The following is a 7,370-nucleotide window of genomic DNA, read 5'->3' on the forward strand; positions in this document are numbered from 1 at the left end:
CCGGTGGTCGCCGGGATCGTGACCGCGGTCGTGGGCTTCAGCAGCGCCTTCGTGGTGGTGCTGGCCGGTCTGGTCGCGGTCGGCGCGAGCTCCGCCGAGGCGGCGTCCGGGCTGCTCGCGCTGTGCGTGACCCAGGCGCTGGGGATGGTGTGGCTCAGCGTGCGCACCCGCGAGCCGGTCTCGCTCGCCTGGTCGACGCCCGGCGCCGCGCTGCTCATCGCGACCGGCGCCGTCGACGGGGGCTGGGCGGCTGCGGTCGGGGCGTTCCTGGTCACCGCCGTGCTGATCGTGCTGACCGGCCTCCTCCCCTGGCTCGGCGCGCTGATCGCGCGGATCCCGGTCCCGCTGGCCCGGGCCATGCTCGCGGGCGTGCTCCTGCCGATCTGCCTGCAGCCGGTGACCGGCCTCGCGGACTCGCCGTACGTGGTCGGGCCGGTGGTGCTCGCCTGGCTGGTCATGCACCGGATCTCCCGCCGCTGGGCGGTGCCGGTCTCGCTCGCGGTCGCGCTCGCCGTGGTGCTGGTCGAGGCGGGCTCGGACGTCCGGGCCGGCGACCTGCTGCCGACCCTCGCCTGGACCACGCCGCACTGGACGGTCCCGGCCGTCGTCAGCATCGCCGTGCCGCTCTACATCGTGACGATGGCGTCCCAGAACGTCCCGGGCGTCGCGGTGATGTCCAGCTTCGGCTGGACCGTGCCGTGGCGCCAGGCGATGACCGTGACCGGCCTGGGCACGGCCGTCGGTGCCCCGTTCGGGGGCCACGCGATCAACCTCGCCGCGATCACCGCGGCGATGACCGCCGGGCCGATGGCCGGCCCGGACCGCTCCCGGCGGTGGATCGCGTCGGCCAGCGCCGCGGGGACGTACGTCGTGCTCGCGCTGGCCGCCTCCGCCCTCGCCGCGCTGGTCGCGGCCGCACCCGGCGACGTGATCCCGGCGGCCGCGGGTCTCGCCCTGCTCGGCACCCTGGGCGCCGCGCTCGCCGGAGCCCTGGACGACCCGGACGAGCGCGAGCCCGCGGCGGTCTGCTTCCTGGTCGCCGCCTCCGGCATCAGCGTCCTGGGCATCGGCGCCGCGTTCTGGGCGCTGCTCGCCGGGCTGGTGCTGCGGCCGCTGCTGCGCGCCCGCGTTTGACCGGCGACGGGGGCGGGCAACCGACCGGGCATGAGCGCGCCTGTGGCGACCACGAACGACCGAGCGGTCGGCAGAGGGACGGCGGCCTCCGCGGTGGGCCACGTCGTGCTCCTCGCGATCGCGGTGTACGCGGCCCGCGACACCGGCGCGACGGCGTTCCGGGTGCTGGCGCTGGCCGCGGCCCTCAGCCTGGTGGCGACGCTGCTCGCCTGGGCCTCGGTGCGCCTGAGCAAGCCCGCGTGGGACGCCGCCGTGGTGGCACTCGTCGCCGCGGTGGTCCTGCTGGTCTGGGGGGCGGTCACCGAGGGCCAGCCGATCATGACGGTCCTCGCCGCGCAGCTGGCCTTCATGGACTGGCTGGTGCTGCGCAGCGCGCTCCGGGTGCTCAGGACACCCTGAAGGTCACCCAGGTCGAGCGCAGGCCGAGCAGCGTGCGGAAGGTGTCGCCGGAGATGACGACCTTCCCGCCCGTGCCGCTCAGCGTGAGCGACGAGACGCGGCCGCCCCAGTCGCCGTTCCCGTCCCGCTTGGTCACGGTGATCCTGCGGAGGTCGCCGACGCCCGGCCAGGTGCGCTCCAGCACGCCGTCGTCGACCTTGGTCGACCAGGTGTGCACCGGGTTGCCGGCCCAGCCGTCGTACGGGTCCTTCTGCGCCGGCAGGTAGGAGACCGACCCCGCCGCGGTCCAGCCGCCGCTGCTGGACCCGAACTGGGTGAACGCCGGCTCGCCGCCGCTGAGCAGCACCTGCTTCGCGGTGTCGTCGACGGCCCGGTTCGAGGCCGGGTACTCCGCGTCGTACCCGCCGTACACCTGGCAGGACCAGGTGTCGCAGAGCTGGTAGGCCCGGGACTGCGGGTGCGCACGCTCGTACGCCGCATAGGTGCGCGCGGCGATCGCCTGGGCGCGGACGGCGTCCGGGCTCCAGGAGGCGGGGATCTCCAGCGGCACGACGCCCTTGAGGTAGTTGTCGAGCGCGAGGTCGTTGACCGTGACCCGGTCGCCGGTGGACGTGACGCCGACCCGCAGCCGGCCCCGGTACGCGCGGTCGCCGGCCGGTGTCACCAGCGTGACCGGCTGCCCGGCCGCGTAGAACTCGCCCTGGCCCGCCAGCGTCTTCCAGCGGTGCCAGCGCTGGGTGCGGTAGAGCACCCGGTTCACCCCGTCGCTGCCCACCGCGACCTTCCAGCGGGTCGCGCCGTTGTCGGGCAGCGGCACCCGCCCACCGCCCGCGGTGTCCCGCACGGTGAGCTTCGGGCGCGCCTCGACCAGCAGGTCGTCGGTGGTGTCGGCGGTGATGAGCACGGTCACCCGGCCCTGCGCCGTCCCCCAGTCGGTCCCCGGGTAGTAGAAGCCGGCGATCTGCCGGTAGGTCAGGCCCTTGCGGGCGGCACCCTCCGCGCCGTACTGCGACATCCCGTGGCCGTGCCCGTAGCCGTGGCCCTTGATCGTGATCGTCGCCTGCGCGGGGACCTTCCAGGAGTCGCCGGTCGCCGCGCTCGCGGGCGCGCCGACCGACAGCGACACCGCGAGCGCGGTCACCAGGAGCCCCACGAGAACACGCACGATCACAATCGCATCACGCGTCACAGCAGCCCCGCAACGGGGTCGCCCGAACTACAGATCTGTAGTTCAGCGGACGCTCATCGTGAGCCAGGAGGACTGCAGGTGCAGCCGCGCGGCGAACGCCGTGCCGCTCATGGTGGCGGTCCCGGCCGTGCCGGTCAGCGTCACCGTCCCGACGCGCCCGCCCCACTCGCCGTGCCCGTCGCGGCCGCCGGCCTCGATGCGCGTGAGGTCGCCGATCGTGGGCCAGGCGGCCTCGATCTCGGTGTCGGCGAACGTCACCGGGCCCCACGTGTCGCCGTCGTACGGGTCCGGCTGGGCGGGGAGGTACGGCGCGTCGCCCGCGACCGTCCAGCCGCCGTTGCTGGCGGTGAACTCGGTCAGGGCGGGGGCGCCGTCGTAGGTCAGGATCTCCCTCGCGGTCGCCTGCACGGCTTGGTCGGAGGTCGGGTACTCGCGGTCGTAGCCGAGGTAGACCTGGGAGGCCTCGGTGTCGTCGACGTCGTAGAGCTTGTCCGGCCGCGCCGCGCGCTTGGCCGCCGCGTAGCTGCGGGCGGCGACCGCCTGGGCGCGGAGCGCCTGTTGCGGGAAGGTCGAGGCGACCGCCTCGGCGGGCACCACGCCGCGCAGGTAGGCCTCCATCGGCAGCACGTTGACCGCGATCCGGTTGCCGGGCGACGAGGGCACCGAGCGGATGGCGCCGCGGTACTGGGCGACGGTGCCGTCGTTGCGCCGCAGCCGGACCGGCTTGCCCTGCGCGGAGAACTCCAGCTGCCCCGTGACCCGCTGCAGCTGGTGCCAGCCCCGCTGCCGGTACTGCAGGACGCTCGCGCGGTCGCCGTCCGGGACGATCCGCCAGGCGCTCGCCCGGGGCTTCGCCTTCGCGAGGTTCCAGGACCGGCCGCCACCGACCTTGGCCGCGACCAGGCCGCTGCGCGGCTGCACGAGGACGGCGTTCTTCAGGTCGCCCTTCGTCAGGAAGACCCGCATCGGGCCCGCGGCCGTGCCCCACGACGTGCCCGGGTAGTAGAACGCGACGATGTCGCGGTAGCCGAGGCCCTGGCCCGCGGCGTTCGCGGCGCCCTCCTGCGATAGCCCGCGGCCGTGTCCGTGGCCGTGCCCGTCGACGGTGATGGTCGCCGAGTGCGGGACGTCCCAGGCGTCGTCGGCGGCGGTCGCCGGCGCGGCGGTCGTGACCAGCAACGCGGCGGTGGCGGCGGCGAGCCGTCCGAGCATGTGGAACCCCCGAGAGTCAGATGCGGTGCAGGCGCCGGGCCGCCTCCGCGATGGAGCCGCTGACCGACGGGTACACCGTAAACGCCTGGGCAAGCTGGTCGGCGGTGAGCGACTCCGCGACCGCGAGCGAGACCGGGTGGATCAGCTCGCTCGCCCGGGGCGCGACCACGACCCCGCCGACCACGATGCCGGTGCCCGGGCGGCACAGCAGCTTCACGAACCCGTCGTGGACGCCCTGCATTTTCGCGCGCGGGTTGCCCGACAGCGGCAGTGTGACGATCTCCGCCTGCATCTCCCCGGACTCGACGGCCTGCTGCGACCAGCCCACGGTGGCGATCTCGGGCGCCGTGAAGACGTTCGACGACACCTTCTTGAGGTCCAGCGGGTGCACGGTGTCGCCGAGGAAGTGCCACATCGCGATCCGGCCCTGCATCGCCGCGACGCTGGCGAGCATGAGGACGCCGGTGCAGTCGCCGGCGGCGTACACGCCGCGGGCCGAGGTCCGCGAGACGCGGTCGACGTTGACGAAGCCGCCGTCCTTGAGGACGACGCCGGCCTCCTCGAGGCCCATGTCCGCGGTGTTGGGGACCGAGCCGAGCGCCAGGATGCAGTGCGAGCCCTGCACGGTGCGGCCGTCGGTGAGCGTCACCGTGACCACGTCGCCGTCCCGGGTCACCGACTCCATGCGGGAGCGGGACAGCACGGTCATGCCGCGGCGGGTGAGGACGTCCTCGAGCACCGTCGCGGCGTCGGCGTCCTCGCCGGGGAGCACGCGGTCGCGGGAGGAGACCAGCGTGACCGGGATGCCGAGGTTGAGGTAGGCGCTGGCGAACTCCGCACCGGTGACGCCCGAGCCGACCACGATCAGCTCGGTCGGCACCTCGGTGAGGTCGTAGACCTGCTCCCAGGTGAGGATCCGCTCGCCGTCGGGCTGGGCGGAGGGCAGCGTGCGGGGCGAGGCGCCGGTGGCGACGAGGACGGCGTCCGCGCGCAGCATCTGCTCGGTGCCGTCGTCGAGCTGCGCGACCACGCGGTCGGCTCCAGCCAGGCTGCCGCGGCCGCGGAGCACCGTGACGCCGTCGCGGGTCAGCCGGCGCCCGATGTCCGCGGACTGGTCGGCGGCCAGCTGCTTGACCCGCGCGTTGACCTTCCCGAGGTCGACCCGGATCCCGGTGGCGGCGTCGCCCTCGGCGTCGTGGAACTCGACGCCGAGCTCGGCGGCGCCGGCCAGGTCGCTCATCACCTCGGCGGTCGCGATCAGCGTCTTGCTCGGCACGCAGTCGGTCAGCACCGCGGAGCCGCCGACCCCGTCGCTGTCGACGATCGTGACCTCGGCACCGAGCTGGGCGGCGACGTGCGCGGCCTCGTACCCGCCGGGGCCGCCGCCGATGATGACGACTCGCTCGGACATCGTCACAGGTTGATCATGTGGCCGGCGATGCCCTCGACGGCTTCCTTCATCGCCTCCGACAGCGTCGGGTGCGCGAAGACGTTGCGGGCGACCTCGTCGGCGGTGAGGTCCCACTGCTGGGCCAGCGTCAGCGCCGGCAGCAGCTCGGTGACCTCGGGGCCGATCATGTGGGCGCCGATGATCTCGTTGTACTGCGCGTCGGCGACGATCTTCACGAAGCCGACACCCTCGGCCATGCCGCGGGCCTTGCCGTTGGCCGAGAACGGGAACGTCGACACCTTCACGTCGTACCCCTTCTCCTTGGCCTGCGCCTCGGAGTAGCCGAACGACGCGATCTGCGGCTGGCAGAACGTCGCGCGCGGGATCATGTCGAAGTCGATCTCGACGGTCTCGGCGCCGGCGATCGTCTCAGCGGCCACGACGCCCATCGCCTCGGCGGTGTGGGCGAGCATCAGCTTGCCGGTGACGTCGCCGATCGCGTAGACGTTCTCGACGTTCGTGCGGCCGCGCGCGTCGACCTCGATCGCGCCGCGCTCGGTCACCTGCACGCCGGCGTTCTCGAGGCCGTAGCCGTCGACGCGCGGGGCGAAGCCGAACGCCGCCAGCATCCGGTCGGCCTCGAGCACCTCGGTGTTGCCGTCCTTGCTCACCGTCACCTTGACGCCGTCGCCGGTGTCCTCGACGTTCTCGACCTTGGTGGACAGGAGGACCTTCACGCCGAGCTTCTTGTACTGCTTGAGGAGCTCCTTGGAGACGTCGGCGTCCTCGGTCGGGACCATCCGGTCGAGGAACTCGACGATCGTCACGTCGACGCCGAAGTTGGCGAGCACGTAGGCGAACTCGACGCCGATCGCGCCCGAGCCGCCGATGATGATGCTGCTCGGGAGCTGGTCGTCGAGGATCTGCTCCTCGTACGTCACGACGTTCTTGCTCTTGCTCATCCCCGGCAGCATCCGGACCTTCGCGCCGGTGGCGATGATCAGGTTGTCGAAGGTGTAGGTCTGCTTGGTGCCGTCCTTGTCGACCTCGACCTCGCCGGCGCTCTTGAGGGTGCCCCAGCCGTCGATCTCGGTGATCTTGTTCTTCTTCATCAGGTAGTGCACGCCCTTGGCGCTGGCGTCGGCGACGCCGCGGCTGCGCTTGTGGGTGGCGCCGAAGTCCATGGTCGCGTCGCCGCTGATCCCGAAGGTGTCCTTCTCCTTCGTGATGATGTGCGCGATCTCGGCGTTCCGCAGCAGCGCCTTGGAGGGGATGCAGCCGACGTTCAGGCACACGCCGCCCCAGTACTTCTCCTCCACGACCGCCACGGACTGGCCCAGCTGGGCGGCGCGGATCGCAGCGACGTACCCACCGGGGCCGGCGCCGAGGACGAGGACGTTGAAGTGGGTGCTCACGGCGTTCAGCCTACTGACGTGAGGCAGACCACTCCGCATCGGTGCACTAGCCTCTGCGCGTGACCCTGTACGCCGCCTACGGGACCAACCTCGATCCCGCCCGGATGGGCGAGCGGTGTCCCCACTCCCCGCTGTCGACCACCGGGTGGCTGCAGGGCTGGCGGCTCACCTTCGGCGGCGAGGAGCACGGCTGGGACGGCGCGCTCTCGACGATCGTCGAGGACCCGATCGACCAGGTCTTCGTCGCCGTCTACGACATCACCCGCGAGGACGAGGCGTCGCTGGACGCCTGGGAGGGCGCCGACCTCGGCCTCTACCGCAAGACCCGGGTCCGGGTCGCGACCATGACCGGCTCGCTGGCGGTCTGGACGTACGTCCTCGACGCCTACGAGGGCGGCCTGCCCAGCGCGTCGTACCTCGGCATCCTCGCCGACGCCGCCGAGGCCGCCGACGCCCCCGCCGACTACGTCGCCGCCCTCCGCCGCCGCCCCTGCCGCTCGATCGGGATGTAGGGGGGCCGGCTGGGCCGGTGTCGGTTTCCCCGGTCGACCGGGGAAACCAGTACTTGTCGGCCGAAGTTTCGGCTCTTCTGCTGGATGTGTGGGTGATGTGAGCGTGCCGTGATGAGCAC

The 7,370-nt window shown here is 72.8% G+C and carries 7 protein-coding genes; 3 read left to right on the forward strand and 4 right to left on the reverse strand.

What is annotated here, in order from left to right; translation table 11 throughout:
* Positions 1 to 3 precede the first annotated feature (3 nt).
* Positions 4 to 1,134: a benzoate/H(+) symporter BenE family transporter gene (locus tag ABD086_RS13490; protein WP_343908073.1), complete on the forward strand. Its 1,131-nt coding sequence runs from the start codon at positions 4 to 6 to the stop codon at positions 1,132 to 1,134.
* 30 nt (positions 1,135 to 1,164) lie between these two features.
* Complete coding sequence (locus ABD086_RS13495) at positions 1,165 to 1,533, forward strand: hypothetical protein (protein WP_343908074.1); 369 nt, start codon at positions 1,165 to 1,167, stop codon at positions 1,531 to 1,533.
* On the opposite strand, the gene ABD086_RS13500 is transcribed toward ABD086_RS13495, so the two are convergent.
* The 4 genes from ABD086_RS13500 to lpdA form a co-directional block, all read right to left on the reverse strand.
* Positions 1,520 to 2,698, reverse strand: coding sequence for a SpoIID/LytB domain-containing protein (locus tag ABD086_RS13500; protein WP_343908075.1), 1,179 nt, complete (start codon positions 2,696 to 2,698; stop codon positions 1,520 to 1,522). The genes ABD086_RS13495 and ABD086_RS13500 overlap by 14 nt on opposite strands.
* Before the next feature lie 66 nt (positions 2,699 to 2,764).
* Complete coding sequence (locus tag ABD086_RS13505) at positions 2,765 to 3,934, reverse strand: SpoIID/LytB domain-containing protein (RefSeq protein WP_343908076.1); 1,170 nt, start codon at positions 3,932 to 3,934, stop codon at positions 2,765 to 2,767.
* A 16-nt stretch (positions 3,935 to 3,950) separates the two neighbouring features.
* Complete coding sequence (locus ABD086_RS13510) at positions 3,951 to 5,345, reverse strand: NAD(P)H-quinone dehydrogenase (protein ID WP_343908077.1); 1,395 nt, start codon at positions 5,343 to 5,345, stop codon at positions 3,951 to 3,953.
* A 2-nt stretch (positions 5,346 to 5,347) separates the two neighbouring features.
* The gene (lpdA, locus tag ABD086_RS13515; RefSeq protein ID WP_343908078.1) at positions 5,348 to 6,739 is read right to left on the reverse strand and encodes a dihydrolipoyl dehydrogenase; all 1,392 of its coding nucleotides are present in this window, start codon (positions 6,737 to 6,739) and stop codon (positions 5,348 to 5,350) included.
* 59 nt (positions 6,740 to 6,798) lie between these two features.
* Between lpdA and ABD086_RS13520 the strand changes: the two genes are divergently transcribed.
* Positions 6,799 to 7,251 carry a gamma-glutamylcyclotransferase family protein gene (locus ABD086_RS13520; protein WP_343908079.1) on the forward strand — a complete coding sequence of 151 codons (453 nt, stop codon included), beginning with the start codon at positions 6,799 to 6,801 and terminating at the stop codon, positions 7,249 to 7,251.
* Positions 7,252 to 7,370 lie beyond the last annotated feature (119 nt).

The sequence above is a fragment of the Nocardioides aquiterrae genome (assembly GCF_039526625.1).
GTDB lineage: Bacteria > Actinomycetota > Actinomycetes > Propionibacteriales > Nocardioidaceae > Nocardioides > Nocardioides aquiterrae.